The organism is Pseudomonas sp. MWU16-30323, assembly GCF_020515595.1.
GTDB lineage: Bacteria > Pseudomonadota > Gammaproteobacteria > Pseudomonadales > Pseudomonadaceae > Aquipseudomonas > Aquipseudomonas yamanorum.
Window position 1 is genome coordinate 570,327 of sequence record NZ_JAIWYM010000001.1, and the last position, 14,854, is coordinate 585,180.

At 62.0% G+C, this 14,854-nt stretch carries 13 protein-coding genes and 1 pseudogene; 9 read left to right on the forward strand and 5 right to left on the reverse strand.

Annotated features, from left to right (window positions below; translation table 11 throughout):
• Positions 1–30 precede the first annotated feature (30 nt).
• From kdpC to LIY45_RS02710, 3 genes are all read left to right on the forward strand, one after another.
• Positions 31–576, forward strand: a complete 546-nt coding sequence (kdpC, locus tag LIY45_RS02700; RefSeq protein ID WP_017477346.1) for a potassium-transporting ATPase subunit KdpC — start codon at positions 31–33, stop codon at positions 574–576.
• A gap of 128 nt (positions 577–704) precedes the next feature.
• Complete coding sequence (locus tag LIY45_RS02705) at positions 705–3,356, forward strand: sensor histidine kinase KdpD (protein ID WP_017477347.1); 2,652 nt, start codon at positions 705–707, stop codon at positions 3,354–3,356.
• Positions 3,357–3,393: 37 nt separating this feature from the next.
• Entirely contained in the window at positions 3,394–4,089 is a 696-nt protein-coding gene (locus LIY45_RS02710; RefSeq protein WP_017477348.1) for a response regulator, read from the forward strand.
• A gap of 129 nt (positions 4,090–4,218) precedes the next feature.
• On the opposite strand, the gene LIY45_RS02715 is transcribed toward LIY45_RS02710, so the two are convergent.
• Positions 4,219–5,256: a patatin-like phospholipase family protein gene (locus tag LIY45_RS02715; RefSeq protein WP_017477349.1), complete on the reverse strand. Its 1,038-nt coding sequence runs from the start codon at positions 5,254–5,256 to the stop codon at positions 4,219–4,221.
• Positions 5,257–5,473: 217 nt separating this feature from the next.
• Between LIY45_RS02715 and LIY45_RS02720 the strand changes: the two genes are divergently transcribed.
• The 3 genes from LIY45_RS02720 to LIY45_RS02730 all read left to right on the forward strand — a co-directional run bounded on the left by LIY45_RS02720 (position 5,474) and on the right by LIY45_RS02730 (position 7,505).
• A complete protein-coding gene (locus LIY45_RS02720) occupies positions 5,474–5,752 on the forward strand; it encodes a hypothetical protein (protein ID WP_017477350.1) in 279 nt (92 codons plus the stop codon).
• Between the two features lie 89 nt (positions 5,753–5,841).
• Complete coding sequence (locus LIY45_RS02725) at positions 5,842–6,606, forward strand: CHAD domain-containing protein (RefSeq protein ID WP_226475229.1); 765 nt, start codon at positions 5,842–5,844, stop codon at positions 6,604–6,606.
• Positions 6,607–6,707: 101 nt separating this feature from the next.
• Positions 6,708–7,505, forward strand: coding sequence for a thioesterase family protein (locus LIY45_RS02730; protein WP_226475230.1), 798 nt, complete (start codon positions 6,708–6,710; stop codon positions 7,503–7,505).
• A 22-nt stretch (positions 7,506–7,527) separates the two neighbouring features.
• On the opposite strand, the pseudogene LIY45_RS02735 reads toward LIY45_RS02730, so the two are convergent.
• From LIY45_RS02735 to LIY45_RS02745, 3 genes and pseudogenes are all read right to left on the reverse strand, one after another.
• Positions 7,528–7,782: pseudogene (locus tag LIY45_RS02735) on the reverse strand (terminase); the annotation flags it as partial.
• A 109-nt stretch (positions 7,783–7,891) separates the two neighbouring features.
• Positions 7,892–9,373 carry a methyl-accepting chemotaxis protein gene (locus LIY45_RS02740; protein ID WP_226475231.1) on the reverse strand — a complete coding sequence of 494 codons (1,482 nt, stop codon included), beginning with the start codon at positions 9,371–9,373 and terminating at the stop codon, positions 7,892–7,894.
• A 96-nt stretch (positions 9,374–9,469) separates the two neighbouring features.
• Positions 9,470–10,276: a TatD family hydrolase gene (locus LIY45_RS02745; RefSeq protein ID WP_226475232.1), complete on the reverse strand. Its 807-nt coding sequence runs from the start codon at positions 10,274–10,276 to the stop codon at positions 9,470–9,472.
• Positions 10,277–10,514: 238 nt separating this feature from the next.
• On the opposite strand from LIY45_RS02745, the gene LIY45_RS02750 reads away from it, so the two are divergent.
• The 3 genes from LIY45_RS02750 to LIY45_RS02760 all read left to right on the forward strand — a co-directional run bounded on the left by LIY45_RS02750 (position 10,515) and on the right by LIY45_RS02760 (position 13,039).
• The gene (locus LIY45_RS02750; RefSeq protein WP_017477356.1) at positions 10,515–11,936 is read left to right on the forward strand and encodes a transglycosylase SLT domain-containing protein; all 1,422 of its coding nucleotides are present in this window, start codon (positions 10,515–10,517) and stop codon (positions 11,934–11,936) included.
• A gap of 104 nt (positions 11,937–12,040) precedes the next feature.
• Positions 12,041–12,475 carry a DoxX family protein gene (locus tag LIY45_RS02755; protein WP_003218737.1) on the forward strand — a complete coding sequence of 145 codons (435 nt, stop codon included), beginning with the start codon at positions 12,041–12,043 and terminating at the stop codon, positions 12,473–12,475.
• A 255-nt stretch (positions 12,476–12,730) separates the two neighbouring features.
• Complete coding sequence (locus LIY45_RS02760) at positions 12,731–13,039, forward strand: hypothetical protein (protein ID WP_003218736.1); 309 nt, start codon at positions 12,731–12,733, stop codon at positions 13,037–13,039.
• Positions 13,040–13,043: 4 nt separating this feature from the next.
• Here LIY45_RS02760 and LIY45_RS02765 read toward each other — a convergent pair whose 3' ends face one another.
• Positions 13,044–14,849, reverse strand: coding sequence for a Gldg family protein (locus tag LIY45_RS02765; RefSeq protein ID WP_226475233.1), 1,806 nt, complete (start codon positions 14,847–14,849; stop codon positions 13,044–13,046).
• Positions 14,850–14,854 lie beyond the last annotated feature (5 nt).

Consider the following 14,854-nt stretch of genomic DNA (forward strand, 5'->3'; position numbering starts at 1 on the left):
GGTTGCAATAACCGAATTGAGGAATTTGAAATGTCCAACATAATCCGCCCGGCCCTGAGCCTGCTGGTGTTGATGACCCTGATCACCGGCGTGGCTTATCCCCTGGTTGTTACCGGCGTGGCGCAAGTCGCATTCCCCGACCAAGCCAACGGCAGCCTGGTACACGATGCCAGCGGCAAGGTTCGTGGTTCGAGCCTGATCGCCCAGGATTTCACTGGTGACGGCTGGTTCCACCCGCGACCATCTGCCGGTGCGTTTGCTACGGTTTCCAGCAGCGCCAGCAACCTCGGCCCAAGCAACCCAGCGCTGGCCACTCGTGTATTTGACGATGCCAAGAAACTGCTGGTGCCAGACCAGGGCCCAGTGCCGATGGCATTGCTGACTACCTCCGGCAGCGGTCTTGATCCACACTTGCCACCGCAGGCGATTGCCTATCAACTGGCCCGGGTAGCCGCCGCACGTAATCTGCCGGTGGCCACCCTGGAGCGCTTGATGGACGAGCACATCGAAAGCCCGTTGGTGGGGCCGCCGGTGGTGAACGTGCTGGCGCTGAATATGGCCCTGGAAAAACTGTAAGTCGTGGCGCCGCCAATCGCGGGCAAGCCCGGCTCCCACAGGGAAATGCACTCCAATGTGAGAGCCGGGCTTGCCCGCGATGACGGCATCACAATCACCACATCAACACCTGAAGGAAGACCGCCCGCATGAGCGACTCCGGCCGCGCCGATGCCCTGTTAGCCGATCTACCCCGGGACGGCCGTGGCCGGCTCAAAGTCTTCCTCGGCGCCGCCCCCGGCGTGGGCAAGACCTACGCCATGCTTCAGGCCGCCCACACCCAACTGCGCCAGGGTGTGCGGCTGATCGCCGGCGTGGTGGAAACCCACGGCCGCGCCGAGACTGAAGCCTTGCTCAGCGGCCTGCCACAACAGCCGCTGCTGCGCTCCGAATACCGCGGCGTGGTGCTGGAAGAAATGGACCTCGACGGCCTGCTCGCCGCCAAGCCCAAACTGGTGCTGGTGGACGAGTTGGCCCACAGCAACGCCCCCGGCAGCCGCCACGAAAAACGCTGGCAAGACATCCAGGAATTGCTCGCCGCCGGCATCAACGTCTTCACCACCGTCAACGTCCAGCACCTGGAAAGTCTCAACGACCAGGTGCGCGGCATCACCGGCGTACAAGTGCGCGAGACCTTGCCCGACTGGGTCTTGCAGGAAGCCGACGAACTGCTGCTGATCGACCTGCCATCCCGCGAACTGCTGGAGCGCCTGCGGGACGGCAAGGTCTACGTGCCGGAACAGGCTCGTGCCGCCATCGATGCGTTCTTCACCCAGACCAACCTCATGGCCTTGCGCGAACTGGCAATGCAAACCGCTGCGGCCCACGTCGACGATGACCTGGCCCAGGGTTACCGCCAACTGGGCCAGGCCGCACCCGCCGTGCGTGGCCGGTTGTTGGTGGGCGTGGATGGCGATGCCCAGGCTGAACGCCTCGTGCGTCACGCCAGCCGCGTGGCCCAGCGTCGGCATTTGCCGTGGAGCCTGGTGCATGTGGATAACGGCCGGGTGCGGGATGAACAATCGCGCCTGCGCCTGCAAAACGCTCAGCAACTGGCCGAGCGCCTTGGTGGTGAAGTGGTGTTGCTGCGGGCGGGTGAGGTGGCGAAGACGCTGATCCAGCACGCCGCCGAGCGTCGCGCCAGCTTGATCCTGGTGGGGCAGTCCCGGCCGCGTTGGCATCGCACCGTGTTTGGTGGTGGCCTGGCCTCACGCTTGCTGCGCAATGCCCGGGGCCTGGAAATCAACGTCCTCGACAGCGACGAGGTCCCGGCCCCGCCGCGCCTGCCGGATGTGCGTGGGCTGGTGTGGTTTGACTATGCCCTGGCCGTGGTCGCGACGGTCATCGCCGCTGCCGTGGCGTGGGGAGTATCGAGCGTTCTGCCGTTGCCCAATATCTCGCTGGTGTTCCTCGCGGCGGTATTGCTGGTGGCGGTGCGCAGCAGCCTGGGCCCGGCGCTGGCCACGGCGGCACTCTCGTTTTTGACCTACGACTTCCTGTTTATCCCGCCCAGTTTTTCCTTCGCGATCCAGCGTGAAGAGGACGTGCTGACGCTGTTGTTCTTCCTGCTGATGGCCGCGCTCACCGGCAACCTGGCCGCGCGCCAGCGTCGGCAGTTGCAGGCGTTGCGCGATACCCAGGAAGAAACCACCGAGTTGCTCGACCTGTCCCGCAAGCTCACCGCCGCTACTGATCGCCAGGCGGTGATCAGTGCCGCCGCGCATCACCTGGAAGGCTGGAGCGACCTGCAATTGTGCCTGCTCAACCGCGACGGTCAGGGTGACTGGAAGGTCGAGACCGGTGGCCCGATCACCTTCACCGAAGCCGAGCGCGCCGCCGCCGATTGGGCCTGGCAGCACGATCAACCGGCCGGCATGGGCACCGGCACCTTGCCGTTCGGGCGCTGGTGGTGGTGGCCTTTGTCCGGCGAAGAAGGCCCGTTGGGCCTGCTGGGTGTCAGCCCGAAAGCCGGGCTTGAACTGAGCGGCCAACGCCGTCGTCTGCTCACCGCCTTGAGTCAGCCATTGGCCCAAGCTTTGGCCCGTGCGCAGCTCGGCCAGGAACTGGAAGCGGCACGCTTGCATGGCGAAACCGAGCAATTGCGCAGCGCCTTGCTGGCCTCCGTGTCTCACGATTTGCGCACACCGCTGACCTCCATGCGTGGCAGCATCGACAGCTTGCTGGCCCTCGGCGAGGCGATTCCCCTGGAAGACCGCCGGGAGTTGCTGGAAGGTACCCGTGATGAAGCCGAGCGCCTGGATCGCTACATCCAGAACCTGCTGGACATGACCCGCCTGGGCCACGGCGCCCTGAAGCTGGCGCGGGATTGGGTCTCGCCCGGCGACATCGTCGGCAGCTCCCTGGGCCGTTTGCGTGCGGTGCTGGCGCCGCTGCAAGTGACCACTGATGTGCCGTCCGAGCTGCCATTGCTCTACGTGCACGCCGCCTTGATCGAGCAGGCACTGGTCAACGTACTGGAAAACGCCGCACGCTTTTCGCCGCCACAAGGCCGCCTGCAACTCAGTGCTGGCGTGCAGGGTAATCAATTGTTCTTTGCCGTTGCCGATGAAGGCCCGGGTATTCCCGAGGCGGAGCGCGCGAAGATTTTCGACATGTTCTACACCGCCGCCCGCGGCGACCGGGGCGGGCAGGGTACCGGTCTCGGCCTGGCGATCTGTCAGGGCATGGTCGGTGCGCACGGCGGGCATATCAGCGTGGCCGACGGCATCGAAGGCCGCGGCACCTGCATCACTTTATTCCTGCCATTGCAGGCCCAGCCTGGCCTGGAAAGCGAACCTTGAGCTACCCTCTTTTTTTCACGGATTTTGATTGGACACCATGAGCCAGACTGCGACGATTTTGGTCATTGACGACGAACCGCAGATCCGCAAGTTCTTGCGTATCAGCCTGGCCTCCCAGGGCTACAAAGTGATCGAGGCCGGCACCGGCAACGAAGGCCTGGCCCAGGCCGCCTTGAGTAAACCGGACCTGCTGGTACTCGACCTCGGCCTGCCGGACATGGACGGCCAGCAGGTGCTGCGCGAGTTTCGTGAATGGTCTACGGTGCCGGTGCTGGTGCTGTCGGTGCGAGCCAGTGAAGTGCAAAAGGTCGAGGCGCTGGATAACGGCGCCAATGACTATGTGACCAAGCCGTTTGGCATCCAGGAGTTTCTTGCGCGGGTACGGGCATTGTTGCGCCAGGCGCCGGCGGGGGAGGCCCAGGAAGCGGCATTGCGTTTTGGCCCGTTGACCGTAGACCTGGCCTATCGGCGGGTGTTGCTGGACGGTGTCGAAGTGGCGCTGACCCGCAAGGAATACGCGGTGCTGGCGCAACTGGCCCGCCATCCCGGGCGGGTGATTACCCAGCAGCAACTGCTCAAGGATATCTGGGGCCCGACCCATACCGAAGACAGCCACTACCTGCGGATTGTGGTGGGGCATCTGCGCCAGAAACTGGTAGATGATCCGACCCAGCCACGGTTTATCGTGACTGAGGCCGGGGTGGGCTATCGGTTGTTGAACACCGAAGCTTAAGGGTGGTGCTTAACCTGTGGCGAGGGAGCTTGCTCCCGCTGGGCTGCGCAGCAGTCCCAAAATCCTGGGAGCGCTTCGCACTCCAACGGGAGCAAGCTCCCTCGCCACAAAAGCACTGCTCATCAAACTTCAGTGCTGCTCGCTCTCATACCGGTCCAGCGTATCGCTGGCGATCTCCCGGCCCAGCGCGATCAACTCCGGCGCCTTGTAGAACTCGAAAAACCGGCATACCCGCTTCGGCACGTTGATCAAAATATCCGGCGGATACCCGGCGATCTTGTACTGCGCCAGCGACGTCTGCATCACCTCGAAACTCTGGTTGATCAAGTCCAGCAGCGACGCGGGCCCCACGTTATCGATGATGAACGAGCCGGTCGCCGACTTTGGCGCGCCGGCCTCTTCCGGGGCGGCCGCCGGTTGTTGTGCCTCGGGTTCGGCAGAGTCCAGCCAAGGGTTGATATCGGCGGCCTGGGCCAGCAGCGCTTCCTGTTCCAGCATCAACAACTGCTCGGCCTGCTTGCGGCGAAACGGCAAGTGCGAACCCAGTGAGCGCACCAGGTTGTCGAAGCGGCTCCTGAACGCCGGTGGACGCTGGATCACCGGAAGCTTGTACTGCTTCTGGTTGGTGGAGTTGAGGTTGACCGCAATGATCAGGTCGCAATGGCTGGACACCACCGGCACGATCGGCAGCGGGTTCAGCAGGCCGCCGTCCACCAGCATGCGGTTGCCCTGCATCACCGGGGTGAACAGGCTGGGAATCGCCGCCGAGGCCCGCATGGCCTGGTGCAGGCAGCCTTCCTGGAACCAGATTTCCTGCTGGTTGGTGAGGTCGGTGGCCACGGCGGTGTAGGGAATGCGCAGGTCTTCGATATTGATCTCGCCGACAATCTTGCGGATCTGCCCGAACACCTTTTCGCCACGAATCGCCCCCAGGCGAAAGCTCACGTCCACCAGGCGCAGTACGTCCAGGTAGTCGAGGCTTTCGATCCAGTTTCGATACTCGTCCAGCTTGCCCGCGGCATAGATCCCGCCCACCACCGCACCCATGGAGCAGCCGGCGATGCAGGCGATGTCATAGCCGCGTTTTTCGATTTCCTCGATCACGCCGATATGGGCGTAGCCCCGGGCGCCACCGGAGCCCAGCACCAATGCAACACGTTTCTTCATGACCTGATCCTTCGCAAAACAGGTGCCCACAATGCACCCATCGAGGGTCGGGCTTCAATCATCACGGTCACAACCGAATATTTTCGCGAGGGAGCCATTGGGCTCGGGTATGCTCTGGCAATCGGCACTGCGGATTCAGGCAGTCGGATAAGGCACTTTTCGGTGTAGGCAACGTCTACACCAGTGACTGTTTTTTCTTTTCTTGAGGTGTCATTTGATGAAAGCCTGGATGTGTGTACCTGTGATCGTGTTGGCCCTGGCCGGTTGTGCCGGGAAAACTGCTTATCGCGACAGCTGCGGCACGCAACTGGACGCTGCGTGGCACGAACTGGACCTGGCCAAGGCCGAAGGTTTTGCCGGTACTGTGAGTTACTCCAAGGCTCTGTCGTTGTTGACTGGCGCCAAGACCCAGCAGCAGTTCGAAGCCTTTGAAGGTTGCTCGGAAAAGGCCGAGAAAGCGCGTTTCTATATTCGTGAGTCGCGCGCAGGACGTTGATCCTGATCAGGGTGCCAAGGAAAGGTAGTCGATAGTGTTGTGTGGCGTTTGCCCAAGCAGGCGCCCGTTCTTCAACAGGGGAAACAGGCATGGCAGCGTTGGTAGATCAGCTAGTCGCTCAGGTCATCGGCCTGGAAGTAGGGTTACTGAGCTGCCAGGCGCGCCTCGCCGCCGTCACGGACGACGAGGCCCTGCACGATCTGCGCACCACGGTGCGGCGGTTGCGCAGCCTGTTGCGGCCATTGCGCGGGTTGCCCGGCGTCGAGCAGCTCGAACAGGCCGCCAGTGCCGTGGGCCAACTGACCACGCCGTTTCGCGACCGTGAAGTGTTGGCGGCGTACCTCCACCAGCATGGCCATCACGAAGCAGCTGAGCGGCGTATGCGGCAGCAGCCAGCCACCTACCGCTCGGTGGCACAAGGGCCGGAGCTGGCGCAACTGCTGTTGATCCTCGAAGCATTCCCCCGCTTTATCCGCGCATCCCAACGGCAGAAATTGCTCAAGGGCTTGCGCACCCGCATTGAAAAACGCCTGGCCAAGCAATGGAAAAAACTCGGCGACGCGTTGCACGATCCCAACCATGACCGCCATCGTCTGCGCCTGTTGATCAAGCGTGTGCGTTATGCGGCCGAGGCTTATCCCGAGCTGGATAAGCTGCCCCGCAAAGCGGTGTCCCGTCTCAAGGCCGCCCAAGGCGCCCTCGGCGATTGGCACGACTGCTGGCAATGGCTGGCGCAAGCCGGGCACGAACCTGATTTGCAGCCGTGCGTATCCGGCTGGCACCGCACCATGGCCGAGGCTGAAGGGCAGGCGGACCGTGTGCTGGATAAACTGAACGCCGACTGCTTCGCTTGAACCTGCGGCCTATCTGTCCGGACTTTTGGCTGGAATAGGCGCTGTATGGCGCAGGCCGGGTGGTTAAGATCCCTCAATTCTTTTTTCAAGTTGAGATCGCCATGCGCTTCAGTGATTTGCTCGACGCTGCCCGCAACCACCCGCTGGACGTTTCGATCCCGGCCGAATGGGCCCAGGGCCGTGCCACGTTCGGCGGCCTGGTCGTGGCATTGGCGTACGAGGCCCTGCGTGCGCAGGTCCCGGCGGATCGCCCGTTGCGTTCGCTGGCGATTACCTTTGTCGGCCCGGTGGCGCCGGATGTGTCTGCCCGCTACGAAGTCGAAGTGCTGCGCGAAGGCAAGGCTGTCAGCCAGTTGCTGGGCCGTGTGGTGCAGAACGGTGAAACGATGACCCTGGTGCAGGCCAGTTTTGGCGCGTCGCGGCCGTCGCAAATCGACGTCGCCGCTGAACCGGCGCCCACCTTCAAACACTGGGATGAGTGCCAGGAGCTGCCCTACGTCAAAGGGGTGACACCGGAATTCATGCGGCACCTGGCGATGCGCTGGAGCGTCGGCGGCCTCCCATTCACCGGCAATAAATCCCGTGAGATGGGCGGTTGGGTGCGCTTGCGTGGCGATGTGAAAGAAGAACCGCTGACCGAGGCGCATATCCTCGCGCTGGTGGATGCGTGGCCACCGTCGGTGTTGCCGCACCTGACCCAACCCGCACCGGGTAGCACCCTGACCTGGACCATCGAATTCGTCCAGCCGTTGCAAACCCTCAGTACCCTGGACTGGTGCCAATACCGGGTCCACATCGAGCATGCCCGCGACGGCTACGGCCATGCGGCTGCGCAGCTGTGGAGCCCCGACGGCCAGTTGATCGCTATCAGCCGCCAGTCGGTGGTGGTGTTCGCCTGAGCCCTCAGACCAACAGGTGTTGATCGTTGGAGGCATCGCTGGCGCGTGCCTCCAGGCTGCGACCGTGATGCTGCAATGCCAGCGCGGCAACAATGCCGACAACCCCGATCGCGACGCTCGCCAGGTTCTCGCTGAACACTCCGGACACCATCAGCAGAAAGCCGATCACCAGCAGCGGCAGCGCCAGCAACTGCAACACTTGATTGGTCGCGTGCTGATGATTCTGCGGGTGAGTGCGCCATTGCCAGGCGGGGAGATTTGGATGACGTTTGCCCATGATCGTGATTCCTCTGTCCGTTGAAACATCTTGAGCAGAGTTTAGGTCGGGGCGGGGCGGGGCGGCGAATCAAGGATGGCTATGGGCGCCATAGCCATCCACTTATGGTTTACAGCTTCAACTGTCCGATGGCCTTGCTCAGTTCCCCGGCCAGGGTTGCCAGCTCATTGCTGGTGGTCGCCGAGTCCACGGTTTGTTGCACGGTGTTCTCGGTGACGTCACGGATGCTCACAACGGCTCGATTCATTTCCTCGGCCACATGGCTTTGCTGTTCGGCCGCCACGGCAATCTGCGTATTGCTCTCGCGCATCTGCGCCACGGCGCCGGTGATTTCAGCGAGGGCGATCCCGGCCTCTTGCGCCTGTTGCACGCAGTCGTCGGCCTTGAACGAGCTTTCCTGCATAAAGTCCACCGCGTCCCGGGTGCCGGCTTGCAGGGCGGACACCATGCGGGTGATTTCATCGGTGGAGCTTTGCACCCGCTTGGCCAGGTTGCGCACTTCGTCGGCCACCACGGCAAAACCCCGGCCCATTTCGCCGGCGCGGGCGGCTTCAATGGCGGCGTTGAGGGCCAGCAGGTTGGTCTGTTCGGCGATGCTGTGAATCACCCCGACCACGCTGTTGATTTTCTGGCTGTCCTCGGCCAGTTTCTGGATCATTTCAGCGGTCTGCTGCACGCCGGTGGACAGCCCGGCAATCGAGCGCTGCACCCGGCTGACCACCTCCTGGCCGCTGCCGGCGAGGGTGTCGGCGGTCTGGGACAGGTCGCGGGTGGCGCCGGCGTGCTGGGCGATGTGGTGGACGGTGGCGGTCATCTCGTTGATGGCGGTGGCGGCCTGGTCGGTTTCGCTTTGCTGGCCGAGCATGCCGTGTTGCACCTCGTTCATGCTGCTGGCCAGGCGTGCGGCGCCGTCGTCCAGTTGCCTGGCGGTGCGCGCGACGGTGTTGACCACCCGTTGATAACCCGCCTGCATCGCGTTAAAGGCACTGGCCATCTGCCCGACTTCGTCTTTACAAGCCAAGGGCACGCGGGCCGAGAGGTCGCCGGTTTTTTCGACGTGCAGCATCACGTCTTTCAAGGTATTGAGCTGGCTGAGCAGAAAGCGGATCAGCAGCTGTGAGGCGCCGAGCATGGCCAGCATCAGAATCATCACCGCCACGGCGTAGTTGGCGAAACGGTCTTCGAAGACTTGGCTCAAGCTGGGTCCGTAGGCCAGGACGGCGACCTGCTGGCCGTCGGCGCGGGTGATCACTTCGGCGCCCATCAGCGGGTTTTCGCCGAACAACGGCATGTGATTGAAATCCACCCAGCCACTGGCGGTGGCCAGGGCTGACAGATTCTCGTCGCCCAGTTGTGGGGCTTTGCCCTTGGCATAGGTCAGCCAGTGCTCGCCCTTGGGCAGCGGTTGGCTGGCGGGCCAGGCACTGAGCAAGCGCGCCTGGGCTTGCGCCGAAGCCTGGGAGGCTTGGCTGCGAGCCTGTTGTTCGAGCTGCACGGCGTACAGCACCAGCAACAGGGTGGTGATGAAGGCGACCGCGTTCACGGCCCAGAATTTGTACTTCAGTGAGATGTTGCTAAGCCAGGCACCCATGGAAGGTTTTCTCTGATAGCGGAAACAGTATTGGCAAGGTGCCATTATTGTGCCGCTATCGGCCCGGCAGGTTTTGATATGGGTCAATGCGCCGCGTCAATCCGGCACAGGCAATCCAAAAAAGGCACGGGCGCAGGCCGTGCTGTGTTGCGCCAGGTCTTCCACGGTTTCTTCACGGTGCAGGGCGACTTCCCGCAGGACTTCCGGCAAATAGGCGGGTTCGTTGCGACCGTGTTTGGGCTTGGGCCGCAAGGTGCGGGGCAGCAGGTAGGGCGCGTCGCTTTCCAGCATCAGACGGCCCCGGGGAATTTCCCTGACCAGCGGATGCAGGTGCGTCCCACGGCGCTCATCGCAGATCCAGCCGGTGATGCCGATGTGCAGGTCCAGGTCGAGGTAGCTGAACAGCGCGCGCTGCTCGCCGGTGAAGCAGTGCACCACGGCGGCCGACAGGTGATCACGGTAGTCCCGCAGGATTTCCAACAGGCGCTGGTTGGCGTCACGTTCATGAAGAAAAACCGGGAGTTTCAATTCCACGGCCAGGGCCAGGTGTTCTTCGAGGACTTTTTCCTGCTGGGGGCGCGGCGAGAAATCCCGGTTGAAATCCAGCCCGCATTCACCCACCGCCCGTACACGGCTTTCCTTGAGCAGACCGCGCAGGCGCTTGGCGCTCTCGGCGTTCCAGTCACTGGCGGAGTGGGGGTGGATACCGGCGGTGGCGAACAGGCGTTGGCCGCTTTCGTCCAGCTGCTGGCACAGTTCCAGGGCCTGTTCACTGCCGTCGACACTGGTGCCGGTGAGCACCAATTGGCTCACCCCGGCGGCGTAGGCGCGGTCGAGAACGGCCTGGTGCTTTTCGTCGAAACTTGGGTTCGTCAGGTTGACGCCGATATCAATGAGTTGCATGGTGCTACCTCCGCCTGCGGTCGGAAAGCATATCAGAGCTGTAGATTTATAAGAAAAGCCAAGAACTACAACGAGTTAAAGCTGTCTTTGAAAGTCGCAAGTAACACCGTGTTTGGTTTGTCGCCATCTGCCGTGCCACCCTTGCGCCCAAAGCCTGCGCTCATGGCGCTCTGTTTCTGTCCCCCAACGCCTCGTTTTTCGCGAAGCAATGGGCAGTATTCTTTCTTCCGGAGAGCGGATGATCCGACCCTCGGCGTTGCTTGTGTTGTGCCTGACGTTACTGCTGCCCATGGCGGCGGTTGCGCGTCTGGACGGGCCGCTGGAAGTCACCAAGCCCGGCAAGGTCCGGGACCTCGCGCAGATCCGCAGCAGCCGCACCTTGCGAGTGCTGGTCAACCAGAGCCGTAACAGTTCCGGCGAAGTCCAGGGCCAGGCCATCGGTGTTGAATACCACCGCCTGCGCGCTTTCGAGCAATACCTCAACGGCCATGCCCGTGACGGTGAGGAGATCAGCCTCAAGATTATTCCCAAGGCCAAGGACCAGTTGATCGGCGCGTTGGCGCGCGGTGAGGGTGACCTGGTCGCCCCCGGCGAATTACTGGATATGAAGGCCGCCCACAAGATTGCCACCAGTGACCCGATTGCCAGCGACGTGCCGCTGTGGCTGGTAGGGCTCAAGGGTGAGCGGCGGTTTACCAAACTCGAGCAATTGTCCGGGCGCACGCTGGCCTTGACCACCGGCAGCGCTGCGTCGGACGCGATCAATCAGGTCAACCAGAAGCTGGCGCTGCACAAGTTGCCGCCGGTGAAGGTGGAGTGGGTCGATCCCAGCCTGGCGGTGGAAGACGTGCTGGAGATGGTCCAGGCCGGGATTTTCCACCTGACCATTGTCGAGCGACCAATTGCCGAGCGCTGGGCGAAGATCCTGCCCAAGCTGCGGTTTGACCGGCAAGTAGCGATCAGCGAGCCGGGCGAAGAGTATTGGTTTGTGCGCCAGGATGCCTCGATGCTGCGAGCCAGCATTGATCGCTTCCTCAAGACTTACCACACGCCGTCCGATCAGGACGTGGCGTTCCAGCGCATTTATCGCCGCCTGTACCAAGTGCGTTATCCACTGGCCCGTGCTGACCGCCAGCGCCTGGAAAAACTGCGCCCGGTGCTGCAAAAGCATGCCCGCGAGCAGGGCATGGACTGGCTGAACCTGGCCGCGTTGGCGTTCAAGGAATCGGCCCTCGATCCCGGCGCTCGAAGCAGCGGCGGCCCCACCGGATTGATGCAGATCACCCCGTCGGCGGCACAGCGGGTTGGGGTGAACAACATCGAAAGCCTGGACAGCAATGTGCAGGCCGGCGCGCGATACCTGGCGATGATCCGGCGCAAGTTCTTCTCAAGCCCAAAGCTCAACGAGCGCGAGCGCATGGCGTTTGTGCTGGCGGCCTACAACATGGGGCCCGAGCGGGTCCAGGGAATGCGTGCCGAAGCGCGGCGGCGGGGGCTTAACCCAAACCAATGGTTTTTCCAGGTCGAGCGCATTGCCATGGAGCAGGTGGGAATGAGCGGCGTCAGCTATGTTAATAGCGTGAACAAGTATTACCTGGCGTTTGATCGGGAACGGGAGTCGTTGGAACCCGCAGCGCCACGGGTTGCCTCACGGAAATAATCTATTAATTCGATCATTATTAGCCGCTTTATCGGCTTTTATCATTGTTTAAACTGATTAATATAGCGGCCAACCCAACCCCTACCTTGAAAAGGATTATCAGCATGAGCCCATTGATCACCCGCATCCTCTCGACCCGCGCCGGCTACGGCCTGACTGTCCTGCGAATTTTTGTCGGGATCATCTTCGCCGCCCACGGTTCGCAAAAGCTCTTTGGCTGGTTTGGCGGCGGCGGCCTGGCGGGCACTGCCCAGTGGATGGAAAGTATCGGCCTGGCCCCGGGCACCCTGATGGCGGTGCTGTCCGGTGGTACCGAGTTCTTCGCCGGGCTGGCGCTGATCATTGGCTTGCTGGCGCGGCCAGCGGCTCTGGGCCTGTCGATCATTTCCCTGGTGGCGATTTTCTCGGTGCATATCCATAACGGTTTGTTCATGGCCAACAACGGCTACGAGTTCGCCCTGGCGCTGCTGGGCGGTACGCTGGCAGTGTTGTTGGAAGGTGCGGGCAAATTGTCCGCAGACCGCGCCATCACTCACTGATACCGCAACCCCCCCTTAAAAGGCCCGCCCAGTGCGGGCCTTTTCGTTGCTCGGGATTCTTGACACCGCCCTACAGGCTTCTCTAGGATGTTGCCCATGCGCCGATTTAAACAGCTAATTGCGGGGCGCCACCGGTGACTGATCACAGTCCCGACAGAAGCCAGAGCCCTGGGCCCGCTTCGAAATTCCGCTAAAGCGCTGGTTCGGTGTTGCCTCTCACCTGCCCGCAGACTTTTGAGGCAGAGACACGACACAATGAATGCACTACGCCCCCTCATACGCCTGGCCCCGATCACCGCGGACCTGACCCAACGCAATCCGAAAATCCTCTTGGGCGGCAAGCATCAGCCGACGTTGCTGCGCTATCTGGATGGCTGGCCGCGCCGCACGGGGCGGCCTTCGGCCTTTCTGATCCAGTTTGTCGAAGACGGCGACTCCCTTGCACGCTTTGCGTCCAACAGCTTCGACCTGGCCGTCATTCAGGCGCCCAGTGCCAGCGACGCGGGCGAAGTGATACGCCAACTGACCCGCATTGCCCGGCAAGGACTGATCGCCCGGCGTTGAGCCCTCAGTAGAATGCTGCTGAAGTCAGGTGCCGGCGACGGCGACGCGACACGAGAATACCCCCCGCAATCAGGCACAGTATCAGCGGTACAGGCAAGATATTGAGCAGTTTCACTTTGCGTTCCAGGGCGTGAACCTCGGCGTAGGACTGGACCTTCAGCGCGTGAATTTCCATGGGGATTCGCAACCGCTCCTTGTTGAGCGCTTGCAGCAGTGTGTTGGAGGTTGCCGCCTGGGGGCCCGGGGAAATTGTCCGGGGGTTGAGCAGTTGCCATTCCTTTTCCGTTTGTTCCAGGCGTTGCGCCAGTTCGGCGGACTTCTCACCGTAAGCCAGGGCTGCGTCTTCGCGCATTGCCTGCAGCACCTGCAGTGATCGAGCACCGCCTGTGCGGGGGCGGATGTTCATCAGTGCATCGGGCGCTGCCAGGTTATCCAGGGTGTTCAATACAAACATCGCGTTATCTGACAACGGGCCACCCGCCGCGCGATGCTTCGGGAGCATTCCAGACACACGATCGCTGAGCAGGTCAGTGTCGGCGACCACGACCACATGGATGTTCGCAGCCTTTTGCAAGCCGGCGTTATGCCCACTGATGCCGTCAGGAAAGGCGGAATAGGCGGGCCCTTCGACGCGTGCGGCGATCACCTGTTGTTGAGCGCGAGCGGTTGTCTCATTGATCAGTGAATTGAGCTGCGCTGGCAGGGCGAAGCGCTCTGTCTCGAACAGCGCGGCGTGCGCGGAGCTTTGCAGCAGCGGGGTGAACGTCATGCGGCTTCTCTTGGCAGGGGCCAGGGCGCCGCTGCTCAAGACGTTGACGTTGTGAAGTTTCCAGGTGCTGATGTCATCCTGTGCCATCGCCTGGCGGGGCAAGGTCAGTGCCGCGGGATGGCGCACAGGCGGCTGGCCTGTGGTCAGGATCACCGAAGTGGCATAGTCGCGATCGGCGATCACCTTGTTCGCGGGCATCTGGATGCCCCAGGCGGACAGCAATGCTTCCAGCCTGGGGTTTTCCGGGGTGGTGACGCTGGTGTCCAGCCCGACAAGCGGGTCGATAAACATCATCAACTTGCCTGCGCCCAATACAAACTGGTCTATTGCGAAAAGGGTTTGGTCAGGCAGGTTGCCGGGATGAACCACCATCAGGGTTTTGACGTGTTCAGGAATTTGCGCGATACCCGGCTCCAGGCTCACCACGTTGAACTGGCGACGGATCTCCTGCAACACCTGCCAGGGCGGCGTCTTAACGCCGTTGCGTTCATCCCGCTCACCGTTGATTGGCAGCCGGGAGATCACGCCCATGACGGGTTGCTCGGGGTGGATCACCTTATGAATCAAATGGCTGATTTCATACTCCAGCAGTGACTCCCGGTCCGGGCTGAATGACGGGATGCTATGGGGCGCATGGCCCGCGCTGGTACCCACGAGGCCGAAGAATCCCTGTTGTTCGTCAAGTCCCAGTAACCTGGCTTTGTATTCATCTTCAGAAAAAGGGGTGGGGTTGATGAGGTGCAGGTTGATTTTGCCCTTTGCGGCTTTTTCATATTCCTTGAGCAATAGCTCGACCCGTTTAGCGTAGCTTTCAACGGCGTTGGCTTTGTGTGCTGGGTTGCTTGAATTGAAGAAGTACAGATCGACCGGCCCTTCCAACGAATCGAGCAAGGTCTGTACAGGATCGGAAAGTGTATGGATGTTCTGTTCCGAAAAATCCAGCCGTGGATTTGGAAGTTTCAGTGCCCAGACCAGGTTAAAAGCGAGAAACAGTAACAGGAGCGTGATAATTGTGAGGCTGGCACTTAGTCGCGTTTTCATCGTGA

Excerpts from the sequence above, each read along its gene's own strand:
- kdpC (WP_017477346.1), top strand. The coding sequence starts at position 31 with ATGTCCAACATAATCCGCCCGGCCCTGAGCCTGCTGGTGTTGATGACC.
- LIY45_RS02710 (WP_017477348.1), top strand. The coding sequence starts at position 3,394 with ATGAGCCAGACTGCGACGATTTTGGTCATTGACGACGAACCGCAGATC.
- LIY45_RS02740 (WP_226475231.1), bottom strand. The coding sequence starts at position 9,373 with ATGGGTGCCTGGCTTAGCAACATCTCACTGAAGTACAAATTCTGGGCC.
- LIY45_RS02750 (WP_017477356.1), top strand. The coding sequence starts at position 10,515 with ATGATCCGACCCTCGGCGTTGCTTGTGTTGTGCCTGACGTTACTGCTG.
- LIY45_RS02760 (WP_003218736.1), top strand. The coding sequence starts at position 12,731 with ATGAATGCACTACGCCCCCTCATACGCCTGGCCCCGATCACCGCGGAC.
- LIY45_RS02745 (WP_226475232.1), bottom strand. The coding sequence starts at position 10,276 with ATGCAACTCATTGATATCGGCGTCAACCTGACGAACCCAAGTTTCGAC.
- LIY45_RS02755 (WP_003218737.1), top strand. The coding sequence starts at position 12,041 with ATGAGCCCATTGATCACCCGCATCCTCTCGACCCGCGCCGGCTACGGC.
- LIY45_RS02715 (WP_017477349.1), bottom strand. The coding sequence starts at position 5,256 with ATGAAGAAACGTGTTGCATTGGTGCTGGGCTCCGGTGGCGCCCGGGGC.
- LIY45_RS02765 (WP_226475233.1), bottom strand. The coding sequence starts at position 14,849 with ATGAAAACGCGACTAAGTGCCAGCCTCACAATTATCACGCTCCTGTTA.
- LIY45_RS02705 (WP_017477347.1), top strand. The coding sequence starts at position 705 with ATGAGCGACTCCGGCCGCGCCGATGCCCTGTTAGCCGATCTACCCCGG.
- LIY45_RS02730 (WP_226475230.1), top strand. The coding sequence starts at position 6,708 with ATGCGCTTCAGTGATTTGCTCGACGCTGCCCGCAACCACCCGCTGGAC.
- LIY45_RS02725 (WP_226475229.1), top strand. The coding sequence starts at position 5,842 with ATGGCAGCGTTGGTAGATCAGCTAGTCGCTCAGGTCATCGGCCTGGAA.
- LIY45_RS02720 (WP_017477350.1), top strand. The coding sequence starts at position 5,474 with ATGAAAGCCTGGATGTGTGTACCTGTGATCGTGTTGGCCCTGGCCGGT.